Here is a 23,586-nt window from a genome sequence, read left to right as displayed (position 1 = left end):
TCCGTCCCCTGGTCGCAACACTCCAACGAGCACCGCCCTCACGGCCGAGGACGGACCCCCGGGGGATCGTGACAGATCGGACGACCCCGACATCCCGACTTCGGTGCCGCACGGAGCGGCCCCGACCGGCCCCGGCCCGGAGTCGCCCACTCTACCGGGCCGGGAATCCGGAGGTCAGTGCTCCGCTGAGGAGTGGTCAGCGGACGGCTCGGCCGAGGTGACCAGTTCGGTGAGCACTCCGTGGCAGTCCTTGGGGTGCAGGAAGGTGATCCGGGAGCCCATCGAGCCGATCCGGGGCTGGTCGTAGAGGACCCGGACACCCTTGCCGCGGATGGCCTCGGCGTCCCCGTCGACGTCCGCCGTCCCGAAGGCGATGTGGTGCACGCCCTCGCCGTTCTTGGCGAGCCACTTGCCCACCGCCGAGTCCTCCCGGGTCGGCTCCAGGAGCTGGAGGTAGGAGGCCCCGCCGTCCGAGGTGTCGTTGATCTTGAGCATGGCCTCGCGGACGCCCTGCTCCTCGTTGACCTCGGAGTGGAAGACCTCGAACCCGTACGTCGCACGGTAGAACTCGACAGTCTTGTCCAGGTCGAAACAGGCGATCCCGATGTGGTCGATTCGCGTCAGCATGCCTCCAGTGCAGCGCCGGGAGGGTGGTTACGCAACGTGCGCGCCGTCACACCGGCCGACCGGTGACCGCGCGCGGCGCCCCTCAGTACATTGGCGGTAAACCCTCGTTCACTTCTCATCCCTAGGGGCCGTGCCTCATGTCTGGAACGACCGGTACCACCTCAGTGATCGTCGCGGGCGCCCGCACGCCCATGGGTCGCCTGCTCGGTTCGCTCAAGTCCTTCTCGGGCGCGGACCTCGGCGGCTTCGCCATCAAGGCGGCCCTCGACCGGGCCGGCATCGACGGCCGTCAGGTCCAGTACGTGATCATGGGCCAGGTGCTCCAGGCGGGTGCCGGCCAGATCCCCGCCCGCCAGGCCGCCGTCAAGGCCGGCATCCCCATGAACGTCCCCGCGCTGACCATCAACAAGGTGTGTCTGTCGGGTCTGGACGCCATCGCGCTGGCCGACCAGCTGATCCGTGCCGGCGAGTTCGACATCGTCGTGGCCGGCGGCCAGGAGTCGATGACCAACGCCCCGCACCTGCTCCCGAAGTCCCGCGAGGGCTACAAGTACGGCGCGATCGAGATGCTCGACGCGATGGCGTACGACGGCCTCACCGACGCCTTCGAGAACATCGCCATGGGCGAGTCGACCGAGAAGCACAACACCCGCCTGGGCATCCAGCGCCCGGAGCAGGACGAGATCGCCGCCCTCTCGCACCAGCGCGCCGCCGCGGCCCAGAAGAACGGCATCTTCGAGGCCGAGATCACCCCGGTCGAGATCCCGCAGCGCAAGGGCGAGCCGGTCGTCTTCTCCAAGGACGAGGGCATCCGCGCGGAGACCACCGCCGAGTCCCTCGGCAAGCTCCGTCCCGCCTTCGCCAAGGACGGCACGATCACCGCCGGCACCTCCTCGCAGATCTCCGACGGCGCCGCCGCCGTCGTCGTCATGAGCAAGGCCAAGGCCGAGGAGCTGGGCCTCGAGTGGATCGCCGAGATCGGCGCCCACGGCAACGTGGCGGGACCGGACAACTCGCTCCAGTCGCAGCCGTCCAACGCGATCCAGCACGCCCTGAAGAAGGACGGCCTGACGGTCGACGACCTCGACCTGATCGAGATCAACGAGGCCTTCGCCGCGGTCGCCGTCCAGTCAATGAAGGACCTCGGCGTTACCCCCGAGAAGGTGAACGTCAACGGCGGCGCCATCGCCCTCGGCCACCCGATCGGCATGTCCGGCGCCCGCGTGGTGCTCCACCTGGCCCTGGAGCTCAAGCGGCGCGGCGGCGGCATCGGCGCCGCGGCCCTCTGCGGAGGCGGCGGTCAGGGCGACGCGCTGATCATCCGCGTCGCCGGCAAGTAAGTCACCCAACCGAGGAGCAGCGCAGATGGTGGACGTCCCCGAACTCGTCGCCCAGGCACGGGAGGGCAGGCCACGGGCCGTGGCCCGGCTGATCTCGCTCGTGGAGGGGGCGTCCCCCCAGCTGCGCGAGGTGATGGCGGCCCTCGCGCCGCTCACCGGCGGCGCGTACGTGGTCGGCCTGACGGGCTCGCCCGGCGTCGGCAAGTCGACGTCGACGTCCGCCCTCGTCTCCGCCTACCGGCGGGCGGGCAAGCGGGTCGGCGTCCTGGCCGTCGACCCGTCCTCGCCGTTCAGCGGGGGAGCGCTCCTCGGCGACCGGGTCCGGATGTCGGAGCACGCCTCCGACCCGGGCGTCTACATCCGCTCCATGGCGACCCGCGGCCATCTGGGCGGCCTCGCCTGGTCCGCCCCGCAGGCCATCCGCGTCCTGGACGCGGCCGGCTGCGAGGTGATCCTCGTGGAGACCGTCGGCGTCGGGCAGTCGGAGGTCGAGATCGCCTCCCAGGCCGACACCTCGGTGGTCCTCCTCGCGCCGGGCATGGGCGACGGGATCCAGGCCGCGAAGGCGGGCATCCTGGAGATCGGCGACGTGTACGTGGTGAACAAGGCCGACCGGGACGGCGCGGACGCCACCGCCCGAGAGCTCAACCACATGCTGGGCCTGGGCGAGGCGCGCGGTCCCGGCGACTGGCGGCCGCCGATCGTCAAGACGGTCGCGGCGCGCGGCGAGGGCATCGACGAGGTCGTGGAGGCCCTGGAGAAGCACCGCGCGTGGATGGAGGAGCACGGGGTCCTGGCGGAGCGCCGCCGCTCCCGTGCCGCGCGCGAGGTCGAGACCATCGCGGTCACGGCCCTGCGCGAGAAGATCGGGGACCTGCACGGCGACCGGCGCCTGGACGCGCTCGCGGAGCGGATCGTGGCCGGCGACCTCGACCCGTACGCGGCCTCGGACGAACTGGTCGCGAGCCTGACCGGAAACTGATCGGTACGGAAAAGGGCCTCCCCGGAGTGCGCCGGGGAGGCCCTTTCGTCCGTTCTCTGTCAGGTCACGGCTTCCCGCGCCGTCCGCGGAGCTGCTCCGCGACCGGCTTCAGGGACTCGTGGAGGTCTCCGAGGGCCTCCGCGCCGATCTGGTCGATGAAGTGCCTGCGCACCGACTCGACGTGGTGCGGGGCGACCTTGCGCATGGTCTCCATGCCGTCGTCGGTGAGGACGGCGTACAGCCCGCGCCGGTCGGACTCGCAGTTCTCGCGCCGGACGAGCCCGGCGTTCTCCATGCGGGTGATCTGGTGGGAGAGCCGGCTCTTCGACTGGAGGGTGGCCGCGGCCAGGTCGCTCATGCGCAGCCGCCGCTCCGCCGACTCCGAGAGGTTCACGAGGATCTCGTAGTCGTTCATCGTCAGACCGAACGGCTGGAGGTCCCTCTCCAGCTGGTACGTCAGCATTCTCTGTACGTCCAGGAAGGTGCGCCAGGCGCACTGCTCGCCATCGGTGAGCCACGGGGTGGCGGTCTCGGTCTCGGTCTCCATATATGGATTCTACCTAAGAAGTTGAATACTTGACGAAGTCTGGGAGCGCGCGTTCGAAGGCGTCACCCTCCGCAGACTACCGCTCACAGACCGAAGCGACGCTGAAGGTCTCCCAGCTGGCCGGGAAGGCGCGGTGCCGAGCCCTGGACCGCCTGGCCTGAACCGTGCGATCCATGACCGCCCGGGACGCCCGCCTGGGCCGGCGGGCCGCCGATCGCGCGGTCCGCCATCATCAGCTCCGTCGACTGGAGCAGGACCGTGCCCGCGCCCACGAACTCGAACTGGTGCTCCTCGCCCGAGGTGCCGCCGATGCCCGTCAGGGCCCGTACGCCGCCCATCACGCCCGTCATGTAGCCGTGGTCGTAATGGTGGCAGGGGGACGGGCAGTCCGCCCAGCCGACCAGCGCCTGCGGGTCCACCCGCATCGGCGGCTCCATGAAGACCACGGGTCCGTTCGACGCGGCCACGAACTTGCCGGTGCCGATCAGCGTCACGAAGCCCGGCACGATCGACTGCTTCAGCGCGAGGGTCGGCTCGTAGGCGAGGAGGTTGCCCGAGCGGATCGTCAGGTTCCCCTGGTCCAGGTCGAACGAGTTCACGTCGAACGCCCGGTCCGCGAGCAGCATCTTCCCGCTGCCCTCCGCGACGACCCAGTCGCTCGCGTGCAGCGGCGAGTGGAAGGACGTACGGACCAGGCGGTCGAGCCGCCCGTGCCCGATGCCGTTGAACTCGATCCGCCCGTAGTAGGCGATCATCTTGCCCTTCTGCAGGAACCACTGGGAGCCCTTCAGCTCCACGCAGAAGGTGTACGGGTTCACGTTGTCGTCCGACGGAAGGGTCGTCGGGTCGTGGATCACCGGGGTGCTCACAGCTTCTCCTCCGAGGCCTGGACGTACACCGCTCCGCTGCCGCTCAGCTCCAGCTGGAACGCCTCGCCCGAGCCGCGCCCCACCATGTCGCGCCAGCCGAGCGCGGTGGAGAGCTTGTTCCGCACGTCGCCGTGGTGGGCCACGTACGCCTGCGGGTCGACGTGCACCGGGCGGCCCGGGGTGATCGGCAGTTCGATGACCCCGCCGTGCGCCATGACGGCCACCGCGCCGTGGCCCTTCAGGGTCGTGGTGAAGAGGCCCTGCCCGGTCACCTGGCCGCGGACCATGCCCATGACCCCGCCCTGCGAGCCCATGAACATCGTGCCCTGCTCCAGGGTGCCGTCGAAGGCGAGCAGCCGGTCGGCCTCCACGTACAGGGTGTCGCCCGTCAGGCCGATCACCTGGATGTGGTGGCCGCCGTGCCCGAACATCACCGTGCCGTTGCCCTCGACGGTCATCAGGGGAGTCGCCTCGCCGGCCACCCGGCGGCCGATCATCGACATCAGGCCGCCCTGACCGCCCGCCATGTTCGGCGTGAATGTGACGTCGCCGCGGTACGCCAGCATCGCGCCGCGCTGGCTGAACATCCGCTGCCCGGGGATGACGGTCGCCTCGACCATCTTCGAGTTGATCTCGCGGAACGGCATCAGACGTCGCCCCCGATCGTGTTCCGCTCGCTGGGCTGGACGTACACCAGGCCGTCTCCCTCGAAGCGGATCTGGAAGGCCTCGCCGCCGCCCTCGCCCATGAGGGTGCGGAAGGTCACACCCGACTGGAAGTGCTGCTGGAGGTTGCCCTGGTGGGCGATGTACGCGCCGGGGTCGACCTGGAGCGGGTACTGCGGGGTCACCCGCAGCACGACCGCCGGGCCGTCGGACATGATCGCCGCCTGGCCCGTGCCCTCGACCGTGGTCGTGAACAGGCCGTTGCCGGTGGCGCCGCCGCGCATGCCGGTGAAGGTCGTGCCGGTGCGCAGGCCCGCGTCGGTGCAGAGCAGGTTGCTCGCCTCGACCCAGAGCTTGTCGCCGTGCAGGGAAACGAGGTTGATCTCGGAGGCCCGGTCGGCGAACCAGCAGGTCCCCTGGCCGCGCACCTCCATCACCTCCATCTGCTCGCCGGTGAGCCGGCGGGTGACCATGCCGCGCAGGCCCTCACCGCCGCCGCTCATCTTCTTGAACGCCATCTGGCCGTCGTAGGCGACCATCGAGCCGTTCTTCGCCTTGACGGCGTCGCCTGTCAGGGAGACGGCGAGCACTTTGCTGCCTTGGAGCCGGAACATTGCCACCGGTAGAAGGTACTGGGGACCCGGATAAAGAGACAGCAAAGTCGCCGTGCACAATGGGCAGGCCCTTGTGCATCCGTTCACAAGATCCCGTCACAGAGCCCGTCGCTCGATCGAACGAAGGTGACCCCCTCCGTGGACATCAAGACCGCTTCCTCCCTCCACCGGCTCCGGCTCGTCTCCGCGCCGGAGGCCGTCTCCTTCCTGCTCCTGCTGGTCTGCTCGGTGCTCAAGCGGACGACGGACTTCAACGCGGTGCCGGTCATGGGCGCGGTCCACGGCGTGCTGTTCATCCTGTACGTCCTCTTCTGGCTGGACGCCTGGAACCGCACCAAGTGGAGCTTCGGCACCGCCGCGCTCTACTTCGTCCTCTCGGTGCTGCCCTTCGGCGGCTTCTACGCCGAGCGGAAGCTGAAGCGCGAGGCCGCCGACGCGGTCATCGCCTCCCGCGCCCGCGCCGAGGGCGTGAAGGCGTGATCGTCGCGTTCTCGGTCACACCGCTGGGCGTGGGGGAGGAGGTCGGCGAGTACGTCGCCGACGCCGTCCGGGTCGTCCGCGAGTCCGGCCTCCCGAACCGCACCGACGCGATGTTCACCTCCATCGAGGGCGAGTGGGACGAGGTCATGGACGTCGTGAAGCGCGCCGTCGCCGCCGTGGAGGCGCGGGCGCCCCGCGTCTCCCTGGTCCTCAAGGCCGACATCCGCCCGGGTGTGACGGACGGTCTGACCTCGAAGGTCGAGACGGTGGAGCGCCACCTCGGCGCCTGACGCCACCCCCCTTCGTACGAGAAGCCCCCGGTCCTGATCAAGGGCCGGGGGCTTCTCGTCGTCCGGGCCGTCGTCAGGTGGTTGAGCGACTGCTCAAAATCGGCTACCTTCAGCGGCGGGGCAGTTTTGAGCACTCGCTCAAAAGCCCTGGATGAGTGGGGGACGTCCATGGGTCTCTACATCGAGACGACCGTCCGCACGGACCTGGAGACGCTCTGGGAACGCAGCCAGGAACCCGACCTCCACCAGCGGTGGGACCTGCGGTTCACCGAGATCGCCTACCTGCCGGGCGCCGAGGGCGAGCCCCGGCGCTTCCGGTACGCGACCCGCGTCCTGCCCTTCCTGACCGTCGCCGGCACCGGTGTCTCCGCGGGGGAGCGCCACCGGGCCGGCGGCGACCGGGTCTCCGCCCTCCGCTTCTTCTCCGGCCATCCGCTCTCGCTCCTCGCCGAGGGCAGCGGCTACTGGCGGTACGTCCCCACCCCCGACGGCATCCGCTTCCTCACCGGTTACGACTACCGGCCGCGCTGGGGGCGCTTCGGCCGCGCCGCCGACCGGCTCCTCTTCCGGCCCCTGATGGGCTGGGCCACCGCCTGGTCCTTCGACCGGCTGCGGCTCTGGTGCGAACAGGGCGTCACCCCGGAGCGCTCCCGCGACCGCTGGCTCCTCGAAGCCGCCGCCCGGCTGCTGCTCGTGGTCGTGCCCTGGGCCGTCGCCTCCCTGCCGCTGGGCGGGCTGTCGCTCGCCGCCCTGCCGCTCACCGTCCTCGGGCTCGGCGCCGCCGTCCTCGTACCGCCGTCGTCGCGGACCCCCGCGGCCCGGCGCTGTCTGCGCGTCCCGCCCGCCCGCACCCGGGAGCCCCGGCTCCTCGCCACCCTGGAGCAGCCGTGACCTCGATCTTCCGCACCGCCATGGGCGACGACGCCTTCGGGCGGCTGCACCCGGAGCTCCAGCGGCGCTTCTCGGTGGGGCTCGCGAGCGGCGAGCTGTGCGTCGGGCGGGGCGTCATGGACCGCGTCTGGCACGGCCGGGCGTTCGTGAAGCCGTTCCTCGCCGTCGGCGGGCTGCGGAACATCCTGCTGCCGCGTACCGGCCGGGACGTCCCCTTCGTCATCGAGAACGTGCCGTACACCGACTCGTACGGGCGGGAGACCGTCACCTTCGTCCGGACCTTCGCGCTGCCCGGCGGGCCCCGGCGCTTCGACGCGACCATGGTCCACAGCCCGGAGCGGAACTGCGTCCTCGACTACCTCGGCACCCACCAGCACCTCGCCAGCGATCTCCACCTGTCCGCCGAAGACGACGGCTCGCTCCTCATCACCTCCGGCGAACACCGCTTCCGCGAGGGGCCGTTGGACGTGCGCGTCCCCGAACTCCTCGGGGGCCGCGCCGAGGTCCGCGAGTCCTTCGACGAGCGCACCGGCCGCTTCCGGATCAATGTCCGGGTGGACAACAGGTACTTCGGACCCGTCTTCGGGTACGAGGGATCGTTTGCCGCCGAGTACATGGACCTACGATCCCGGGGGGTGCGCGCAGGGCTGCGCCCGGTGCGCGAGGAGGTACGGGTGTGAGCGGGAACGCGGGCGGCGACGTGAAGAGCCGCAAGGGCGCGGCGCAGGACGCCCGCACCCGGGAGACCCGGGAGAAGCTGCTCGAAGGGGCCCTGCGCACCCTCGTCGAGCAGGGCATCGCCAAGGCCTCCGCGCGCGCCATCGCGACCACCGCCGGGGTGAACCAGGCCCTCGTCTTCTACCACTTCGGGTCCGTCGACGAGCTGCTCGCCGCCGCCTGCCGCCACGGCGCCGAGCAGCGGGTCGCCCGGCACCGCGAGCGGCTCCGCTCCGTCGGGAGCCTCACCGAGCTGCTCGCCTTCGGGCGCGCGCTGCACGCCGAGGAGCGCGAGGCCGGCCACGTCGACTTCCTCGGGCAGCTGCTCGCCGGGGCGCGGGCGCACCCCCGGCTCGTGCCGGCCACCGCCGCCGGGCTCGACCTGTGGATCGCCGAGATCGAGCAGGTGCTCGTCCGGGTCCTCGCGGGGACCCCGCTCGCCGAGTTCACCGACCCCGCCGGGCTGGCCCGCGCGGTCGCCGCCTCGTTCGTCGGCCTCGAACTGTACGAGGGCGTCGACCCCGCCGGCGCGGAGGCGGCCTTCGCGGCCCTCGAGCAGCTCGGGGCTCTGATGACGGCCGTCGAGGAGCTGAACCCGGTCGCCCGAAAGGCCGTCACGTACACACTGCGGCGGCAGAGCGGCCGCGCCCGGTAAAACCGCTCACTCGGACTACTCCAGTCGACACGCCGAACGATGTCCCCTTTTGTTGGGGTATCGACCCGTTCGACGACAGCTGGAGGCACCGTGCGGCCGGGAGGCTACGACTACGACACCTACAGCCGACTCGCCGGTCCGCTCACGGAGCCGGACCCGGCCGCCTACACGGTGCAGTACCGAAGTCTGCTCTCGAAGGAGCCGCACCGAATACGAGCCGTCCTCCTGATGAGCCTCGCGCCGGTCCTCTCGGCGCTGCTCCTCGCCTATCTCGTCTGGCCCAGCCACTGGACCGTCCGCGAGGGCGACGAACGCTGGCTCGTCCACCTCGACACCGTGATGCTCGTGTCGATCGGACTCATCTGCCTCTTCATGCTGGTGAACGTCACGTCGATCGCCCACGCCACCATGGTCGCCCGCGACCCGATACCCGTGTACGCCGAGAAGGGCACCCGCGTCGCCTTCCTCACCACGTACGTCCCGGGCAAGGAACCGCTCTCCATGGTCCGCGGCACCCTCGAAGGCGCCACCCGGCTGCGCCACGACGGCACGCTCGACGTCTGGCTCCTCGACGAGGGCGACGCCGACGAGGCCAAGGCGCTCTGTGCCGAACTCGGGGTGCGCCACTTCACCCGCGCCGGGGTCCCCGAGTGGAACCGGAAGAAGGGCGTGCACAAGGCGAAGACCAAGCACGGCAACTACAACGCCTGGCTCGCCATGCACGGCGACGACTACGACTACTTCGCCTCCGTGGACACCGACCACATCCCGCTCCCGAACTTCCTGGAGCGGATGCTCGGCTACTTCCGCGACCCCGACATCGCCTTCGTCGTCGGACCGCAGGTGTACGGCAACTACACCAACATCGTCACCAAGGCCGCCGAGTCCCAGCAGTTCCTCTTCCACGCGCTCATCCAGCGGGCCGGCAACCGCTACCACGCGCCCATGTTCGTCGGCACGAACAACGTCGTCCGGATCTCCGCCCTCAAGCAGATCGGCGGCCTGTGCGACTCCATCACCGAGGACATGGCCACCGGCTTCGAACTGCACCGCAGGAAGAACCCGCGGACCGGCCGTTACTGGCGCTCCGTCTACACCCCGGACGTCCTCGCGGTCGGCGAGGGCCCCGCCTCCTGGACGGACTTCTTCACCCAGCAGCTGCGCTGGTCCCGGGGCACGTACGAGACGATCGTCAAGCAGTACTGGAAGGCGCCCTTCCGCACCCCTCCGGGCCGCTTCCTCAACTACACCCTGATGCTCGTCTACTACCCGATGACGGCGATCAACTGGCTGCTCGGCATCCTCAGCGGCGTCCTCTACCTGTGGCTCGGCGCCTCCGGCACCCAGGTCGCCACCTCCGTGTGGCTGATGATCTACAGCGACGCCGTCGCCCTCCAGATCGGCCTCTACCTCTGGAACCGGCGGCACAACGTCTCGCCCCACGAACCCGAGGGCTCCGGCGGCCTGGCCGGCATGGCGATGTCCGCGATCTCCGCGCCCATCTACCTGAAGTCCCTCGGCTCGGCCGTCCTGCGGACCCGCGGCCGCTTCGTCGTCACCCCCAAGGGCGGCGAGGCCAGCCCCGACCGCGTCCTCACCTTCCGCATCCACCTCTACTGGGCCGTGATCCTCATCGCCTCCCTCGCCGCCTCCGTGCACTTCGGCCACACCCACGCCGCCATGCGCACCTGGGCCGCCCTCGCGCTCGTCATCGCCCTCGCCCCGATCTCCCTCTGGGCCTGGACGACGGTACGGGCCCGCCGCCTGCAGCGGCTCCGCGACCGGGCCAGGGACCGCGCCCGCAAGCGCGGCCTCGCCGACGCCCGCGAAGGGGTCGGTGTCCTTCCCGCCGCGCTCCCGCCCGCCGCGCCCGCGCCCGCCCCCACGACCACCGGAGGGAACTGAACCATGGCCTACCGGCCGTCGAAGAAGTTCAAGAAGACGCTGCTCGGCAGCGGCGCGGTCCTCGTCCTCGCCGCGCTCAACGCCCCCGCCGCGGTCTCCTTCGCCGAGGAGAAGTACCACGCGTACAAGATCGCCCAGCCCGCCTACAAGCGGGCCTTCGGCTCCTGGGCGCCGGTGAACGTCCCCTCCCCGTACAGCGTCAACGCCATCCACGCGGCTCTCCTGCACACCGGCAAGGTGCTGCTCATCGCCGGCTCCGGCAACAGCCAGAAGAACTTCGACGCCGGCACCTTCACGACCGTCCTGTGGGACCCGGTGAAGAACACCTTCAAGAAGATCCCCACCCCCGAGGACTTCTTCTGCGCCGGCCACACCCAGCTGCCCGACGGCCGGCTGCTCGTCGCCGGCGGCACCGCCCGGTACGAGATCCTCAACGGCGAGGTCAAGAAGGCCGGCGGCGGCATGCGGGTCAAGAACGAGAGCCCCGACAAGGCGGTCACCCTCAAGAAGGGCACCGTCTTCCGCTCCCCTTCCGGCGTCGAGTACGTCTCCAAGTTCGACGTGACCGTCCCCAAGGCCAAGCGCGAGTTCGAGATCTCGTACTTCAAGAGCGGCCAGATGAAGCCGTGGAAGACGAAGGTCACCGCCGCCGAGGTACGCGTCTTCGTCGAGGCCCGCAAGGAGGGCCCGCAGGCCCTCACCACCGAGGCCGCCCAGTACGAGGTCGTCGGCCTCAAGGGCGACGCGGCCGACGACGTCTACGGCCTCGCGCAGAAGCTCACCACCGAGAAGCAGGACTTCCAGGGCATCAAGAGCGCCTACGAGTTCGACCCGAAGGCCGAGAAGTACATCCCGGTCGCCCCCATGAAGGACGCCCGCTGGTACCCCACCCTCGTCACCCTGGAGGATGGCAAGGTCCTCGCCGTCTCCGGGCTCAACGACGTCGGCGACGTCGTCCCCGGCGACAACGAGATCTACGACCCCGAGACCAAGAAGTGGTCCAAGGGCCCCTTCCGCTACTTCCCCACCTACCCCTCCCTCTTCCTCACCAAGGGCGGCAAGCTCCTCTACAGCGGCTCCAACGCCGGCTACGGGCCCGCCGAGAAGGGCCGCGAACCGGGCCTGTGGGACCTGAAGAAGAACTCCTTCACCAAGCTCGGCGGGCTCACCGACCCCGACCAGCTGGAGACCTCCGCCTCCCTGCTGCTGCCGCCCGTCCAGAACCAGAAGGTCATGGTCCTCGGCGGCGGCGGCGTCGGCGAGTCGTCCAAGTCCACCGCCCGCACCTCCATCATCGACCTCTCCAAGGAGAGCCCCGTCTTCACCGACGGCCCGGCGCTCCCGCAGGGCACCCGCTACCTCAGCAGCGTCCTGCTGCCCGACGACACCGTCTTCACGACCGGCGGCTCCGAGGACTACCGGGGCCGCAGCGGCAGCGACATCCTCAAGGCGCAGTTCTACGACCCGAAGGCCAACGCCTTCGCCGAGGCCGCCGAACCCACCGTCGGCCGCAACTACCACTCCGAGGCGCTGCTGCTGCCCGACGGCCGGGTCGCCACCTTCGGCTCCGACCCGCTCTTCGACGACAAGGACAACACCCGGCTCGGCACCTTCGAGCAGCGCATCGAGGTCTTCACCCCGCCCTACCTCCACAAGGCGGGCGACGACCGGCCCGTCCTCGGCGAGGGCTCACGGGAACTCGACCAGAACGGCCGCGCCACCTTCAAGACCAAGGACGCCGGCCGGATCGTGAAGGCCCGGCTGATGCGGCCCAGCGCCGTCACCCACACCACGGACGTCGAACAGCGCTCGGTGGCGCTCGGCCTGACGAAGAGCCGCGACGGGATGACCGTCACCGTCGACGTACCGCAGGACCGGACCCTCGTCCCGCCCGGCTGGTACATGCTCTTCGTCACCGACGACAAGGGCATCCCGTCCGAGGCGAAGTGGATCCAGGTGAACTGACCGGACGGCGGCTAGGACTCCGCCCTGCGCGCCAGGCCCAGGGCGTAGTCCGGCCACCAGGTCCCGGCCGCCGGGCCGCCCCTGCACTGGCCGTCCGACTCGCCCGGCCGCTTGATCCACAGATACGCGTCGACCAGCTCGTCCCCGGTCCGGTCCGTCGGCGGTACGCCGAGGGCCCGGCCCGGCGGATTGCACCAGGCCTCCGCCCGGTCACCCGGGAGGGGGCCGTCGCCGTTGCGGCTGGTGTCGACCGTGAAGTGGGTGCCGCCGAGCAGTCCGGAGAGCGTCGCGCCGAAGCTCCGCACCGATTCGTTCGTCTGGAAGTTGGACACGTTCAGCGAGAAGCCGTCCGCCCGGGCGACACCCGCCCGGCGCAGCGGCTCCACCAGCTTGCCCGGATCGTCGATCCAGGCCGGATTGCCCGCGTCCAGATAGACCCGGGTGCGCGGCTGCCGCTTGAGCCGCTCGATCGCCCCGGCGAGCAGCTCGTACCGCTCGTCGTGGTACTGCGCGGGGGTGCAGCCGTCCACGATGTGCGGTACCGCGTCCGGCTCCAGGACGACGATCGCCGAGGTCTCCCCGAGCGCGGTCGCGAAGGAGTCGATCCAGTTCCGGTAGGCCTGGGCGTCGTGCGAGCCGCCCGCCGAGTACATCCCGCAGTCGCGGTGCGGGATGTTGTACGCGACGAAGACGGCCGTACGGTTCTCCGCCGCCGCGCCGCGCACCGCCCGCGTGACGTCGGGTACGGGATCGTCCCCGGCCGGCCAGTCCGCCACCGGCCGGTCCGCGATCCGCTTCAGGACCTGGGCGTCCTCGGTCCTGCCCTGTGCCTCGTACTGGCGGACCTGCTTCGCCGCGTCGCTCTCCGGGTCGACCCAGAACGGCGAGCCGCTCGCCGGGGCCACGGTCTCACCGCGCGAGGACGGCGGGCCGACGGGACCCTTCGGGGGCGCGTCCTCGCCGCAGCCGGTCAGGAGCAGCGCGGAGAGCAGGGTCAGGGCGACGGCGGTGACGGTGCGGCGGGACATCCGGCCCCCAGGGTCGGGTACGGGACGGTACGAAACCGTGTCTTATGCAGCATTCCGGGCCATCGTGGCATGAGGGCAGGTCCGTGCCGGGCTGCGACACCGCGATCCCGGGCGCACGGCACCCGCCGGTCGCACTCGCGCCGGCGGGCCGACCGAAAGGCGAGACGGGGCTGACCGGCATGTGGCCAGTCGGTAAGGTCGACGGGTGCCGAAGCCGCTCAGTCTCCCCTTCGACCCCATCGCCCGAGCCGACGAACTCTGGCAGAAGCGCTGGGGCCCGGTCCCCTCGATGGCCGCGATCACCTCGATCATGCGCGCCCACCAGATCCTCCTCGCGGAGGTCGACGCCGTCGTCAAGCCGTACGGGCTGACCTTCGCGCGGTACGAGGCCCTGGTGCTGCTCACCTTCTCGAAGGCGGGCGAGCTGCCGATGTCGAAGATCGGCGAGCGGCTGATGGTCCACCCCACCTCGGTGACGAACACGGTGGACCGGCTCGTGAAGTCAGGCCTGGTGGCCAAGCGCCCCAACCCCAACGACGGCCGCGGCACCCTCGCCACCATCACGGAGAAGGGCCGCGAGGTGGTCGAGGCCGCGACCCGCGACCTGATGGAGATGGAGTTCGGGCTCGGGGCGTACGACGCGGAGGAGTGCGCCGAGATCTTCGCGATGCTGCGGCCGCTGCGGGTCGCGGCGCACGATTTCGAGGAGTCCTGACCCGCGCGAAGATCGCCCGGATCGTGCGGTTACGCTCGACGGCATGAAATCCAGCGTGCTGACCCGCTACCGCGTCATGGCGTACATCACCGCCGTCATGCTCCTCGTGCTCTGCACGTGCATGGTCTTCAAGTACGGGTTCGACATGGGCGAGGACGTGACCTTCGCGGTCTCCCAGGCCCACGGCGTTCTCTACATCATCTACCTCGTCTTCGCCTTCGACCTGGGCTCCAAGGCGCGCTGGCCGTTCGGCAAGCTGCTCTGGGTGCTGCTGTCCGGGACGATTCCCTTCGCCGCGTTCTTCGTCGAGCGCAAGATCGTCGCCGAGACGCTTCCGCTGGTCAGCGGCGCGCAGCCGCAGCCGGCCAAGGCCTGACCCGAACCCCCGCACTGATGTGCGGGGGTTTGCCATCGACATTTACTAGGACGTCCTAGTAAATTCGAAGCATGGACGCTGACGCGATCGAGGAAGGCCGCCGACGCTGGCAGGCCCGTTACGACAAGGCCCGCAAGCGGGACGCCGACTTCACCACGCTCTCCGGTGACGACGTCGAGCCCGTCTACGGGCCCCGGCCCGGCGACACCTACGAGGGGTTCGAGCGCATCGGCTGGCCCGGCGAGTACCCCTTCACCCGGGGACTCCACGCCACCGGCTACCGGGGCCGGACCTGGACCATCCGCCAGTTCGCCGGCTTCGGCAACGCCGAGCAGACCAACGAGCGCTACAAGATGATCCTGGAGGCGGGCGGCGGCGGCCTCTCCGTCGCCTTCGACATGCCGACCCTCATGGGCCGCGACTCCGACGACCCCCGCTCCCTCGGCGAGGTCGGCCACTGCGGCGTCGCCATCGACTCCGCCGCCGACATGGAGGTCCTCTTCAAGGACATCCCGCTCGGCGACGTCACGACCTCCATGACGATCTCCGGGCCCGCCGTCCCGGTCTTCTGCATGTACCTGGTCGCCGCCGAGCGCCAGGGCGTCGACCCGGCCCTGCTCAACGGCACGCTCCAGACCGACATCTTCAAGGAGTACATCGCGCAGAAGGAGTGGCTCTTCGAGCCCGAGCCCCATCTGCGTCTGATCGGCGACCTCATGGAGCACTGCGCGCAGGGCATCCCCGCGTACAAGCCGCTCTCCGTCTCCGGCTACCACATCCGCGAGGCCGGGGCGACGGCCGCGCAGGAGCTCGCGTACACCCTCGCCGACGGCTTCGGCTACGTCGAGCTCGGCCTCAGCCGCGGCCTCGACGTGGACGTCTTCGCCCCCGGCCTCTCCTTCTTCTTCGACGCCCACCTCGACTTCTTCGAGGAGATCGCCAAGTTCCGCGCCGCCCGCCGCATCTGGGCGCGCTGGATGAAGGAGGTCTACGGCGCCAAGACCGACAAGGCGCAGTGGCTCCGCTTCCACACCCAGACCGCCGGCGTCTCCCTCACCGCCCAGCAGCCGTACAACAACGTCGTACGGACCGCCGTCGAGGCCCTCTCCGCCGTCCTCGGCGGCACCAACTCCCTCCACACCAACGCCCTCGACGAGACCCTCGCGCTCCCCAGCGCGCAGGCCGCCGAGATCGCGCTGCGCACCCAGCAGGTGCTGATGGAGGAGACCGGCGTCGCCAACGTCGCCGACCCGCTGGGCGGCTCCTGGTACGTCGAGCAGCTCACCGACCGCATCGAGGCCGACGCCGAGAAGATCTTCGACCAGATCAAGGAGCGCGGCCGCCGCGCCCACCCGGACGGGCAGCACCCGATCGGCCCCATCACCTCCGGCATCCTGCGCGGCATCGAGGACGGCTGGTTCACCGGCGAGATCGCCGAGTCCGCCTTCCAGTACCAGCGGTCCCTGGAGAAGGGCGACAAGCGGGTCGTCGGCGTCAACGTCCACCACGGCTCGGTCACCGGCGACCTGGAGATCCTGCGGGTCAGCCACGAGGTCGAGCGGGACCAGGTGCGGACCCTCGGCGAGCGCAGGGAGCGCCGGGACGACGCCAAGGTACGCGCCTCGATCGACGCGATGCTGAAGGCCGCCCGCGACGGCTCGAACATGATCGCCCCGATGCTGGAGGCCGTACGGGCCGAGGCCACGCTCGGCGAGATCTGCGACGCGCTGCGCGACGAGTGGGGCGTCTACACGGAGCCCCCGGGCTTCTGACCGGCACACCTGACGCGGCAGGGGCGGTACGGGATTCCCGTACCGCCCCTGCCGTATGCGGACGGACCGCGAGGTGACTTACCTGGTGGCCGTGCCCACGATCTTCGTCGGGGTGATCCGGACGGCCACCCGGACCTTCTCCGGAGGCAGATCCAGGTACTCCTGGCCGGCGCCCTCGCCCTCGTAGCTCTCCGCGAGCGCCACGGCCAGCGCGCGGCCGGCGTCCTCGGCGACCGTCGCCGTACCCCGTATCTCCGCGTAGACGTCCGGGTCGTCGCGGTCGTGGACGGTGAGGCTGACCCGGGCGTCGGCCCGGATGTTCTTGATCTTGCGGCGGCCCTCCTGGCTGGAGATCAGCACGTCGTCGCCGTCGCGGCCGACCCACACGACCGAGGTCTGCGGGGAGCCGTCGGGCTGGATCGTGGCCAGCACGGCCGGGTTGACGTCGTCGAGCAGGGCGCGGACGGCGTCCGGGAGGTGAAGGATCATGGCCGTCACGGTAGGGGGTCCCGGCCGACGGCGCTCAGCCGAGGGCCGCCACCGCTCCCAGGCCACCCACCAGGAGGGCCGAGAGGCGGGCCACCCACGCCTCGTCGACCGGCTCGGCGCTGACCAGGGCGCGATGGACGACCGCGCCCGCGATGACGTCGAAGATCAGGTCGTCCGTGGCGTCCACGGCGTCCGGGTCGCGGTCCGCGGGGAGTTCGCCGCGCTCCTGCGCCCGCCGCCGGCCCGTCAGGACGAGCCGCTTCTGGCGGTCGACGATCGAGGCGCGGATGCGCTCGCGCAGCGGCGCGTCCCGGGTCGACTCGGCGACCACCGCCATCAGGGCGGTCTTGGTCTCGGGGCGTTCGAGGAGGGCCGCGAACTGCAGGACGACGTGCTCGATGTCGGCCTGGAGGGAACCCAGGTCGGGCAGTTCGAGTTCATCGAAGAGGACGGCGACGGCGTCCACGACCAGTTCGCTCTTGTTGGCCCAGCGGCGGTACAGGGTCGTCTTCGCAACCCCCGCGCGGCCGGCGACGTCCCCCATCGTGAGCTTGGACCAGCCCAGCTCGACCAGGGCCGCGCGGGTCGCCTTCAGGATGGCCGTGTCGGCCTCGGGGGAGCGGGGGCGCCCGGTACGGCTGCTGCGGGGGTTGGTGCGGCTACACATGAACGTCGACCATACCCGCCGGTAGGTAGGGCGCCAGAGGCGCGTGATGTGAGGCAGTTCACCGGGCGGATCACCTCCCGGCTCTCCCCGCCGATCCCCCGGGAGAGTTACGCTACGACCCGTAGCGAAAGGCTTTGAGCGGCCCGAGCGACAACCTGGCGCCGGGTGGGGACCCGGCGCGAACCGAAGACGAAGAACCGTGTCGCCCCCATGTCTCGCACACCGGCGGGAGACGTGTGGACGGCACGGTTCAGCCATGACTTACCGGTTACGCGCGCGGAAGGGGGAGGATGTACGCATGCAGCCCCGAAACATGTCCATGAGCGGTGTCGTCGACCTCGCCGCGGTGAAGGCGGCCGGAGAGGCCAAGGCGAAGGCGGAGCAGGCGCGCGCCGAAGCCGCCCGGCAGGGTGGCTCCGCCGCGGTGCCCCCGTCCGCCCTGGTGATCGACGTCGACGAGGCCGGCTTCGAGCGCGATGTGCTCCAGCGTTCCGCCGAGGTCCCGGTCGTCCTCGACTTCTGGGCCGAGTGGTGTGAGCCCTGCAAGCAGCTCGGCCCCCTCCTGGAGCGGCTCGCCGTCGAGTACAACGGCCGCTTCCTGCTCGCGAAGATCGACGTCGACGCCAACCAGATGCTGATGCAGCAGTTCGGCATCCAGGGAATTCCGGCCGTTTTCGCGGTGGTCGCCGGTCAGGCGCTGCCGCTCTTCCAGGGCGCGGTGCCCGAGGCCCAGATCCGCGAGACCCTCGACCAGCTGATCCAGATCGGCGAGGAGCGCTTCGGTCTCACCGGCATCGCCGTCGACGCGGGCGCCTCCGAGGGCGGCCCGGTCGCCGAGCGTCAGGTCGTCGGCCCGTACGACGCCCTCCTCGAAGCGGCCCTGTCCGCGCTCGACGCGGGTGACCTGGCCGGCGCGGTCCAGGCGTACAAGAACGTGCTCGCCGACGACCCGGCGCACCCGGAGGCCAAGCTCGGCCTGGCCCAGGCCGAACTCCTCGCCCGGGTGCAGGACCTCGACCCGGGTGTCGTCCGCAAGAACGCCGCGGAGAACCCGGCCGACGTCACCGCGCAGATCGCCGCCGCCGACCTCGATCTGGTGGGCGGTCATGTGCAGGACGCCTTCGGGCGCCTCGTCGAGACCGTGCGCCGCACGGTCGGCGAGGACCGGGACGCGGCGCGGCTGCGGCTCCTGGAACTGTTCGAGGTGATCGGCGCCGAGGACCCGAGGGTCACGGCCGCCCGACAGGCCCTGGCCCGGGTGCTGTTCTGACGATTTGGCAACAGGGTGACAAACGGCGGCCGCGCTTTACCAAAACTTGGTAATCGCGGCCGCTGTTACTTGCAGTAAGCCGAACTCGGCCTTCTGTCTGGATTCATGCGGCGATCTGCTGATATTCCCGGGCGCGTGAACGCACCCTGTGTGGCCGTCCGGCGCCGCCCCGCCATCGCGTGGTTATCCACCCGTTACTAGCCAGTAACGAACCCCCTTGTGCCCGGGCCCGGAATGGACCACGATCGGCGACGCTCGGTCCGAACCGCACCTCCCCGGAAACCAACCGGAGACCGCGGCGAAGGTCCCCACCGGGCGGACCGGTGCACGCACCGGTCGTGGACAGGGGGGTTCCCGCTCTCACCGAACGGGGCCTGTCCATCAGGCCGCGCGCCGAAGCGCGGTCCAGGTTGTCGCTCGGGGGTGATCGCCGGTGATTCGGACGCGCGTCGCGCCGCCTGATGCCTCGGCGCTCTCCTTCCCGAGGACGTAGCTCTTCTCCCATCCCGGGGCGGGCCCCCGGCCCCTCCGGAGATGTACGTCCGAGAAGGAGGAATTCTCATGAAGTCCCAGGTTCGTGGCGGGACCCGATGGAAGCGGTTCGCCGTCGTCATGGTCCCGAGCGTGGCCGCGACGGCCGCGATCGGCGTCGGCCTGGCCCAGGGCGCGCTGGCCGCGTCCTTCAGCATCTCCGGCCAGGAGTTCAAGGTCTCCACCGACAAGCTCGTGGGCACCGAGTTCGTCCAGTACGGCAGCGTTGCCGAGGGCCACAAGCTGGACGGTACGCCGTTCGCGGCTCCGGTCGCGGTCTCCGGCTTCGACACTGCCAAGATCACAAACATGTGCCAGTCGGTCGTGACGCCGGTTCTGGGTCTCGGCGACATCACCCTCCGCCTGGAGGCGGGTGGCAGCGACGCTGCCAAGGCCGGCAACGAGGGCAAGCAGGTCAACGCCAAGGACCTTTACCTCGACGTCTCGTACCTTGAGGCCGACGCCGAGTTCACCAACATCGACATCGGCATCGCGGCCGGCAAGCTCAACACGGCGCCGGGTGTTGACGGCAAGCCGACGGACAGGCAGGGCATCCAGCCCAACACCAAGGCCAATCCGTTCGGCTTCGGCCAGCGCGCCGAGGACGTCACGCTGACCAAGGTGAGGCAGAAGGCGTGGGCCACCACGGCCGCCACCTTCAAGCTCCCTGACCTGAAGCTGTCCCTGCACCGGGGCACTGACAAGGAGTGCTTCAAGGGCTGACCAGGCCCTGAAGGTGCGGGCCGCCCCGGCGGCCCGCACACACTCCGGGGCCCGGCTCCGTTTCTCTCCACATCTTTCTCAGCAACACCGCTTCCAGGGAGCTGTTTTCCATGAGCGCCGAGACCCCTGCCTCCCGCGAAGTCCCCCAGGACAACCGGTTCAAGATCTGGCGGCAGACCCGGCCTTTCTGGGCGGGGCTGTTCACCCTGCTCGGTGGTCTGCCGATCGCCTACCTCCCCTACGGGGACATGCGACTCGGCAACATCACCCTCGCGATGAAGACGACCGCCGGATCCAGCGCGCTGATCATCGGGGTCCTGCTGATCACGCTCGGCCTGACGATGTGGTTCCACCCCATCGTGCGGGTCTTCGCGGGTGTCGCGTCGATCATCCTGGGCCTGGTCTCCATCCCGGTGTCGAACTTCGGCGGTCTGCTCGTCGGGTTCCTGCTTGCCCTCGTCGGAGGCGGCATGTCCATCGCCTGGGCGCCAGCGCCACCGGTCGAGGAGGTCCTGGACTCCGAGGACGACGGCGAGGGGGAGGCGTCAGCCGAGACCGAGGCCCTGTGGGCCGACGGCGTCCCGGAGCAGCGCGAGGCGGAGCACCACGCGACCGAAACGACGATCGACGCCAACGGCGGGAGGAACAGTGCGGGGTGACGAGACTCAGTCGGCGCTCGCGAAAGGTGGCCCGCGGCACGCGGCCCCGCGCAAGTCGCTGCTGAACATGATCCAGGGCCCCGCCGGCAAGGCGATGGCGCTCGCCGCCATGCCGACCGCGGTGTTCGTGGGCATGGGCCTCACGCCCAAGCTCGCCCTCGCCGACGAGGGGGACCTCCCCTTCGCCCCCGGCCCCTGCGTGACCCGCTCGGACGAGCCGGTGACCGAGGAGCCGACGAAGCCCGCCGAGACGGCGAAGCCGACCCCGTCCGCGACTCCTTCGGCGACCGCGTCGGCCACGCCGAGCGCCACCGCGACCCCGGGCGCCACCGCCGCGCCGACGCCGACCGCGACGGAGACCGGGCAGGCGACGACCCAGCAGACCCAGGAGCAGGCGAAGGCCACCGCCGCGCCGACCGCGACGCCGACGGCCACGCCCACCCCGACGAAGTCGGTGAACCCGCTGGACCCGCTGGGCGTGGGCGACGCGCTCAGGGACCTCTTCGACGGCCCGGACCCGGAGCCGACGGCGACGCCGACGACGGCGGCCCCGACGACGGCCCCCACCACCACGGCTCCGACGACCGCGGCCCCCGCCCCGAAGGCGACGACCACCACCGCGCCGAAGGCGACCGCCGACGCGGCCGCCGAGGGGACGAAGGCCGCGATCGAGGAGGCCGCCGAGAAGGCGGGTCTCCCGGTCGAGGAACTGCCGGAGAGCGTCAAGGGCCTCGACGCCAAGAAGGACGAGGACATACCCGACGGCGCGAAGCCCCGCTTCCCGTGCCCCGAGCGCGACGACGCGGCGCTCGCGGCGGCCGAACTGGAGCCGGGGATCCCGCTGCTCCCGGACGAGCCGTGGCGGCTGGAGAGCACGAAGCTCAGCCTCAGCGGCCTGAAGTACCACGGCATCGTCGAGGTGAAGACCTACAGCGGCAAGATCAAGAAGGTGCTGAAGTTCACCGCGACCGAGGTGGGCATCAGGGACCTGCACCAGTTGACGGAGCACTCCGAGGGGTACACGGGCCACGTCCGCTCCGCGCAGGGCAAGACGTCGACCATCACCGAGGGCACGGTGACGATGTACACGGAGGAGCTGAAGGGCAACCTCATCGGCTTGATCCCGATCACCTTCAGCGCGGAGTCCCCGCCGCCGCTCGACCTCCCCGAGGTCTTCTTCACCCACGTGAAGCTCAAGCAGGCCGGTCAGTTCGGCGGCACCCTCAGGGTTCCGGGCCTCCGCAACACGATCGAGCCCAGCTGACCCCCCGTACCACTCCGGGAGCCGCACACGGCGAAGCCCCCGTCCATCGGACGGGGGCTTCGCCGTGCGTCAGGCGTGCGCGATCAGACGCGCTCGCTGCCGCCCAGGTGGTGGACCCGGACCATGTTCGTGGTGCCGGGGACGCCGGGGGGCGAGCCGGCGGTGATGATCATGGTGTCGCCCTCGTTGTGGCGCTGGAGCTTCAGGAGCTCGGCGTCCACGAGGTCGACCATCGCGTCCGTGGTCTCCACGAACGGGACGAGGAAGGACTCGACGCCCCAGCTCAGGGTGAGCTGGTTGCGGGTGTTCTCGTCGGTCGTGAAGGCGAGGATCGGCTGCTGCGTCCGGTAGCGGGACAGGCGGCGGGCCGTGTCGCCGGACTGGGTGAAGGCGATCAGCGCCTTGCCGCCGAGGAAGTCGGCGATCTCGCAGGCCGCGCGGGCGACGGAGCCGCCCTGGGTGCGCGGCTTCTTGCCCGGGACCAGGGGCTGCAGGCCCTTGGAGAGCAGCTCCTCCTCGGCCGCGGCGACGATCTTCGACATCGTCTTCACGGTCTCGATCGGGTACGCGCCGACCGAGGACTCGGCCGACAGCATGACCGCGTCCGCGCCGTCCAGGATCGCGTTGGCGACGTCGCTCGCCTCGGCGCGGGTCGGCCGCGAGTTGGTGATCATCGACTCCATCATCTGGGTCGCGACGATGACCGGCTTGGCGTTGCGGCGGCAGAGTTCCACGAGGCGCTTCTGCACCATCGGGACCTTCTCCAGCGGGTACTCGACGGCGAGGTCGCCACGGGCCACCATGACCGCGTCGAAGGCCGCGACGACGGCCTCCATGTTCTCGACGGCCTGCGGCTTCTCGACCTTGGCGATGACGGGGACCCGGCGGCCCTCCTCGTCCATCACCTTGTGGACGTCCTTGACGTCGTTGGCGTCGCGGACGAAGGAGAGCGCGACCATGTCGCAGCCCATGCGGAGCGCGAAGCGGAGGTCGTCGACGTCCTTCTCCGACAGGGCGGGGACGTTGACGGCCGCGCCGGGCAGGTTGATGCCCTTGTGGTCGGAGATGACACCGCCCTCGACGACGATGGTCTTGACCCGGGAGCCCTCGACCTCGACGACCCGCAGCTCGACGTTGCCGTCGTTGATGAGGATCTGGTCGCCCTTGGAGACGTCGCCGGGCAGACCCTTGTAGGTGGTGCCGCAGATCGACTTGTCGCCGGGGACGTCGTCGGTGGTGATGGTGAACTCGTCACCGCGCACCAGCTCGACCGGTCCCTCGGCGAAGGTCTCGAGGCGGATCTTGGGGCCCTGGAGGTCGGCGAGGACGCCGACGGCGTGCCCGGTGTCCGCGGAGACCTGTCGGACGCGGTCGTACCGCTCCTGGTGCTCTGCCTGGGATCCGTGGCTGAAGTTGAATCGGGCCACGTTCATGCCGGCCTCGATGAGAGCCTTCAGCTGCTCATACGAGTCGACGGCGGGGCCCAGCGTGCAGACGATTTTGGAACGGCGCATGAGGCGGATCCTATCGGTTTGTTTCACTGCG

Annotated in this window: 25 protein-coding genes; 16 read left to right on the top strand and 9 right to left on the bottom strand. The window is 70.4% G+C overall.

The genetic code is table 11. The features are described from left to right. Positions 1–174 precede the first annotated feature (174 nt). A complete protein-coding gene (gene mce, locus IO20_RS0122430; protein ID WP_030210541.1) occupies positions 175–627 on the bottom strand; it encodes a methylmalonyl-CoA epimerase in 453 nt (150 codons plus the stop codon). A gap of 137 nt (positions 628–764) precedes the next feature. On the opposite strand from mce, the gene IO20_RS0122425 reads away from it, so the two are divergent. Together IO20_RS0122425 and meaB are read left to right on the top strand one after the other, a co-directional pair. Beyond that, a complete protein-coding gene (locus IO20_RS0122425; RefSeq protein WP_030553565.1) occupies positions 765–1,967 on the top strand; it encodes an acetyl-CoA C-acetyltransferase in 1,203 nt (400 codons plus the stop codon). A 25-nt stretch (positions 1,968–1,992) separates the two neighbouring features. After that, positions 1,993–2,949, top strand: a complete 957-nt coding sequence (gene meaB / locus IO20_RS0122420) for a methylmalonyl Co-A mutase-associated GTPase MeaB (protein WP_030553566.1) — start codon at positions 1,993–1,995, stop codon at positions 2,947–2,949. Between the two features lie 64 nt (positions 2,950–3,013). Here the strand turns inward: meaB and IO20_RS0122415 are convergent, their stop codons facing one another. From IO20_RS0122415 to IO20_RS0122400, 4 genes are all read right to left on the bottom strand, one after another. Next, entirely contained in the window at positions 3,014–3,496 is a 483-nt protein-coding gene (locus IO20_RS0122415) for a MarR family winged helix-turn-helix transcriptional regulator (protein ID WP_030553568.1), read from the bottom strand. 83 nt (positions 3,497–3,579) lie between these two features. After that, the gene (locus IO20_RS0122410; RefSeq protein WP_030553570.1) at positions 3,580–4,365 is read right to left on the bottom strand and encodes an AIM24 family protein; all 786 of its coding nucleotides are present in this window, start codon (positions 4,363–4,365) and stop codon (positions 3,580–3,582) included. Beyond that, positions 4,362–5,012 carry an AIM24 family protein gene (locus IO20_RS0122405; protein WP_030553572.1) on the bottom strand — a complete coding sequence of 217 codons (651 nt, stop codon included), beginning with the start codon at positions 5,010–5,012 and terminating at the stop codon, positions 4,362–4,364. The genes IO20_RS0122410 and IO20_RS0122405 overlap by 4 nt, the downstream gene beginning before the upstream one ends. Beyond that, complete coding sequence (locus tag IO20_RS0122400; RefSeq protein ID WP_030553574.1) at positions 5,012–5,644, bottom strand: AIM24 family protein; 633 nt, start codon at positions 5,642–5,644, stop codon at positions 5,012–5,014. The genes IO20_RS0122405 and IO20_RS0122400 overlap by 1 nt, the downstream gene beginning before the upstream one ends. Positions 5,645–5,782: 138 nt before the next feature. Here IO20_RS0122400 and IO20_RS0122395 point away from each other — a divergent pair, with 138 nt between their 5' ends. The 7 genes from IO20_RS0122395 to glxA all read left to right on the top strand — a co-directional run bounded on the left by IO20_RS0122395 (position 5,783) and on the right by glxA (position 12,547). Further along, on the top strand, positions 5,783–6,124 hold the full coding sequence (locus tag IO20_RS0122395; protein WP_030553576.1) for a DUF3817 domain-containing protein: 342 nt from the start codon (positions 5,783–5,785) through the stop codon (positions 6,122–6,124). Next, positions 6,121–6,414 (top strand): MTH1187 family thiamine-binding protein, encoded by a 294-nt coding sequence (locus IO20_RS0122390; protein ID WP_030553578.1) that lies wholly within the window; start codon positions 6,121–6,123, stop codon positions 6,412–6,414. Before IO20_RS0122395 ends, IO20_RS0122390 begins: the two co-directional genes overlap by 4 nt. A gap of 168 nt (positions 6,415–6,582) precedes the next feature. Continuing rightward, entirely contained in the window at positions 6,583–7,305 is a 723-nt protein-coding gene (locus IO20_RS0122385; protein WP_030553579.1) for a hypothetical protein, read from the top strand. Next, the gene (locus tag IO20_RS0122380; RefSeq protein ID WP_030553580.1) at positions 7,302–7,985 is read left to right on the top strand and encodes a DUF4166 domain-containing protein; all 684 of its coding nucleotides are present in this window, start codon (positions 7,302–7,304) and stop codon (positions 7,983–7,985) included. Before IO20_RS0122385 ends, IO20_RS0122380 begins: the two co-directional genes overlap by 4 nt. 20 nt (positions 7,986–8,005) lie before the next feature. After that, the gene (locus IO20_RS0122375) at positions 8,006–8,677 is read left to right on the top strand and encodes a TetR/AcrR family transcriptional regulator (protein WP_051874645.1); all 672 of its coding nucleotides are present in this window, start codon (positions 8,006–8,008) and stop codon (positions 8,675–8,677) included. A gap of 90 nt (positions 8,678–8,767) precedes the next feature. Then, positions 8,768–10,582, top strand: a complete 1,815-nt coding sequence (locus IO20_RS0122370; RefSeq protein WP_030553587.1) for a glycosyltransferase family 2 protein — start codon at positions 8,768–8,770, stop codon at positions 10,580–10,582. Positions 10,583–10,585: 3 nt separating this feature from the next. Next, on the top strand, positions 10,586–12,547 hold the full coding sequence (gene glxA / locus IO20_RS0122365; RefSeq protein WP_030553589.1) for a radical copper oxidase GlxA: 1,962 nt from the start codon (positions 10,586–10,588) through the stop codon (positions 12,545–12,547). Between the two features lie 11 nt (positions 12,548–12,558). Here glxA and IO20_RS0122360 read toward each other — a convergent pair whose 3' ends face one another. Continuing rightward, complete coding sequence (locus IO20_RS0122360; protein ID WP_030553591.1) at positions 12,559–13,575, bottom strand: glycoside hydrolase family 6 protein; 1,017 nt, start codon at positions 13,573–13,575, stop codon at positions 12,559–12,561. Between the two features lie 205 nt (positions 13,576–13,780). On the opposite strand from IO20_RS0122360, the gene IO20_RS0122355 reads away from it, so the two are divergent. The 3 genes from IO20_RS0122355 (at position 13,781) to icmA (ending at position 16,438) form a co-directional block, all read left to right on the top strand. Then, positions 13,781–14,290 carry a MarR family winged helix-turn-helix transcriptional regulator gene (locus IO20_RS0122355; RefSeq protein ID WP_030553593.1) on the top strand — a complete coding sequence of 170 codons (510 nt, stop codon included), beginning with the start codon at positions 13,781–13,783 and terminating at the stop codon, positions 14,288–14,290. A gap of 43 nt (positions 14,291–14,333) precedes the next feature. Then, positions 14,334–14,666: a DUF3817 domain-containing protein gene (locus IO20_RS0122350; protein WP_030210502.1), complete on the top strand. Its 333-nt coding sequence runs from the start codon at positions 14,334–14,336 to the stop codon at positions 14,664–14,666. A gap of 71 nt (positions 14,667–14,737) precedes the next feature. Then, positions 14,738–16,438, top strand: coding sequence for a coenzyme B12-dependent isobutyryl-CoA mutase large subunit (gene icmA, locus IO20_RS0122345; protein WP_030553595.1), 1,701 nt, complete (start codon positions 14,738–14,740; stop codon positions 16,436–16,438). A 78-nt stretch (positions 16,439–16,516) separates the two neighbouring features. Here the strand turns inward: icmA and IO20_RS0122340 are convergent, their stop codons facing one another. Both IO20_RS0122340 and IO20_RS0122335 read right to left on the bottom strand, forming a co-directional pair. Further along, positions 16,517–16,927, bottom strand: a complete 411-nt coding sequence (locus IO20_RS0122340) for a PPOX class F420-dependent oxidoreductase (RefSeq protein WP_030553597.1) — start codon at positions 16,925–16,927, stop codon at positions 16,517–16,519. Between the two features lie 34 nt (positions 16,928–16,961). Further along, on the bottom strand, positions 16,962–17,594 hold the full coding sequence (locus tag IO20_RS0122335) for a TetR/AcrR family transcriptional regulator (RefSeq protein ID WP_030553599.1): 633 nt from the start codon (positions 17,592–17,594) through the stop codon (positions 16,962–16,964). 298 nt (positions 17,595–17,892) lie between these two features. Here IO20_RS0122335 and IO20_RS0122330 point away from each other — a divergent pair, with 298 nt between their 5' ends. The 4 genes from IO20_RS0122330 to IO20_RS0122315 all read left to right on the top strand — a co-directional run bounded on the left by IO20_RS0122330 (position 17,893) and on the right by IO20_RS0122315 (position 22,041). Next, the gene (locus IO20_RS0122330; RefSeq protein WP_030553601.1) at positions 17,893–18,864 is read left to right on the top strand and encodes a tetratricopeptide repeat protein; all 972 of its coding nucleotides are present in this window, start codon (positions 17,893–17,895) and stop codon (positions 18,862–18,864) included. Positions 18,865–19,425: 561 nt separating this feature from the next. After that, a complete protein-coding gene (locus IO20_RS0122325; RefSeq protein ID WP_030553603.1) occupies positions 19,426–20,118 on the top strand; it encodes a DUF6230 family protein in 693 nt (230 codons plus the stop codon). Positions 20,119–20,228: 110 nt separating this feature from the next. After that, a complete protein-coding gene (locus IO20_RS0122320) occupies positions 20,229–20,777 on the top strand; it encodes a DUF6114 domain-containing protein (protein WP_030553605.1) in 549 nt (182 codons plus the stop codon). Next, complete coding sequence (locus IO20_RS0122315) at positions 20,767–22,041, top strand: hypothetical protein (RefSeq protein ID WP_030553607.1); 1,275 nt, start codon at positions 20,767–20,769, stop codon at positions 22,039–22,041. Before IO20_RS0122320 ends, IO20_RS0122315 begins: the two co-directional genes overlap by 11 nt. A gap of 83 nt (positions 22,042–22,124) precedes the next feature. Here the strand turns inward: IO20_RS0122315 and pyk are convergent, their stop codons facing one another. Further along, on the bottom strand, positions 22,125–23,555 hold the full coding sequence (gene pyk, locus IO20_RS0122310; protein ID WP_030553609.1) for a pyruvate kinase: 1,431 nt from the start codon (positions 23,553–23,555) through the stop codon (positions 22,125–22,127). Between the last annotated feature and the right edge of the window lie 31 nt (positions 23,556–23,586).

The sequence above is a fragment of the Streptomyces exfoliatus genome, assembly GCF_000725545.1.
In the GTDB taxonomy this organism is placed as follows: Bacteria; Actinomycetota; Actinomycetes; order Streptomycetales; family Streptomycetaceae; genus Streptomyces; species Streptomyces exfoliatus.
Note: the sequence above shows the minus strand (reverse complement) of the source record. Positions and strands in the feature narration are given on the sequence as shown.

Coding starts and splice junctions, on each gene's coding strand:
- mce (WP_030210541.1), bottom strand. CDS start 627: ATGCTGACGCGAATCGACCACATCGGGATCGCCTGTTTCGACCTGGAC.
- IO20_RS0122425 (WP_030553565.1), top strand. CDS start 765: ATGTCTGGAACGACCGGTACCACCTCAGTGATCGTCGCGGGCGCCCGC.
- meaB (WP_030553566.1), top strand. CDS start 1,993: ATGGTGGACGTCCCCGAACTCGTCGCCCAGGCACGGGAGGGCAGGCCA.
- IO20_RS0122415 (WP_030553568.1), bottom strand. CDS start 3,496: ATGGAGACCGAGACCGAGACCGCCACCCCGTGGCTCACCGATGGCGAG.
- IO20_RS0122405 (WP_030553572.1), bottom strand. CDS start 5,012: ATGCCGTTCCGCGAGATCAACTCGAAGATGGTCGAGGCGACCGTCATC.
- IO20_RS0122400 (WP_030553574.1), bottom strand. CDS start 5,644: ATGTTCCGGCTCCAAGGCAGCAAAGTGCTCGCCGTCTCCCTGACAGGC.
- IO20_RS0122385 (WP_030553579.1), top strand. CDS start 6,583: ATGGGTCTCTACATCGAGACGACCGTCCGCACGGACCTGGAGACGCTC.
- glxA (WP_030553589.1), top strand. CDS start 10,586: ATGGCCTACCGGCCGTCGAAGAAGTTCAAGAAGACGCTGCTCGGCAGC.
- IO20_RS0122360 (WP_030553591.1), bottom strand. CDS start 13,575: ATGTCCCGCCGCACCGTCACCGCCGTCGCCCTGACCCTGCTCTCCGCG.
- IO20_RS0122350 (WP_030210502.1), top strand. CDS start 14,334: ATGAAATCCAGCGTGCTGACCCGCTACCGCGTCATGGCGTACATCACC.
- icmA (WP_030553595.1), top strand. CDS start 14,738: ATGGACGCTGACGCGATCGAGGAAGGCCGCCGACGCTGGCAGGCCCGT.
- IO20_RS0122340 (WP_030553597.1), bottom strand. CDS start 16,927: ATGATCCTTCACCTCCCGGACGCCGTCCGCGCCCTGCTCGACGACGTC.
- IO20_RS0122335 (WP_030553599.1), bottom strand. CDS start 17,594: ATGTGTAGCCGCACCAACCCCCGCAGCAGCCGTACCGGGCGCCCCCGC.
- IO20_RS0122330 (WP_030553601.1), top strand. CDS start 17,893: ATGCAGCCCCGAAACATGTCCATGAGCGGTGTCGTCGACCTCGCCGCG.
- IO20_RS0122325 (WP_030553603.1), top strand. CDS start 19,426: ATGAAGTCCCAGGTTCGTGGCGGGACCCGATGGAAGCGGTTCGCCGTC.
- IO20_RS0122320 (WP_030553605.1), top strand. CDS start 20,229: ATGAGCGCCGAGACCCCTGCCTCCCGCGAAGTCCCCCAGGACAACCGG.
- pyk (WP_030553609.1), bottom strand. CDS start 23,555: ATGCGCCGTTCCAAAATCGTCTGCACGCTGGGCCCCGCCGTCGACTCG.